Origin of the sequence: Neorhizobium fuzhouense (assembly GCF_042611105.1) — a bacterium.
In the GTDB taxonomy this organism is placed as follows: domain Bacteria; phylum Pseudomonadota; class Alphaproteobacteria; order Rhizobiales; family Rhizobiaceae; genus Neorhizobium; species Neorhizobium galegae_A.
This window is the reverse complement of record NZ_JBHFFP010000039.1, coordinates 1-915: the sequence shown is the minus strand read 5'-3', so window position 1 is coordinate 915 and position 915 is coordinate 1. Positions and strand designations below refer to the sequence as shown.

Below are 915 nucleotides of genomic sequence, written 5' to 3'. Positions count from 1 at the left end.
CAGGACGTTATTCGCCGAAAGCTCTGAGGCCTGCTCGCAAGCGGGAGATGGTGAAAGGCATGTGCCAGGACTGGGCGATCTCGATCCGGCGTGCCTGTGAGGCGCTGGACTTCGATCGGTCGACCCACCACTACATCTCCCGCCGTGCCGATCAGGCCGGTCTTGAGCGTCGTATCCGTGCGATCTGCGAGACCCGTGTCCGCTATGGTTATCGTCGTGTGCATGTGCTGCTAGAGCGCGAGGGTTGGGGTGCCAATATCAAGCGTACCTACCGCATTTACAGGGACTTGGGCCTGCAATTGCGTAACAAGACACCGAAACGCCGGGTGAAAGCCAAGCTGCGGGAGGATCGACAAATGGCCGTCGGGCCGAATGATGTCTGGGCGATGGACTTTGTTCACGACCAGCTCGCCACCGGCAAGAAGCTACGCGCTCTGACCGTGGTGGACACCTTCTCACGCTACGTCCCGGTGGTTGATCCAAGGCACAGCTATCGGGGTGAAGATGTTGTGCAAACGCTCGAGCGGGTATGCCGCCAGGTCGGCTATCCCAAGACGATCCAAGTCGATCAGGGCACCGAGTTCGTATCCCGCGATCTCGATCTCTGGGCCTATGCGAAAGGCGTCACACTGGACTTCTCACGCCCTGGCAAACCGACCGATAACGCATTCATCGAGGCATTCAACGGCCGCTTCCGGGCAGAATGCCTGAACCAACATTGGTTCCTGACCCTTGCGGATGCCCGCGAAAAGATGGAGGATTGGCGTAGAGACTACAATGAGGTTCGGCCACATGGTGCGATCGGCAACAAGGTCCCGATCGCACTGATGAATCTGGGAAGCGTAACCAGTCCGCCTCCCTGACTGAAGCCGGAAAACTCCAGCCTCCGCTGGCCCAATGTCTGGGAGCAGTTCA

General features: G+C 59.0%; 1 pseudogene. It reads left to right on the top strand.

The annotated features are described in order from the left end of the window. A pseudogene (locus ACEXP3_RS24680) lies at positions 1-863 on the top strand (IS3 family transposase); the annotation flags it as partial. Between the last annotated feature and the right edge of the window lie 52 nt (positions 864-915).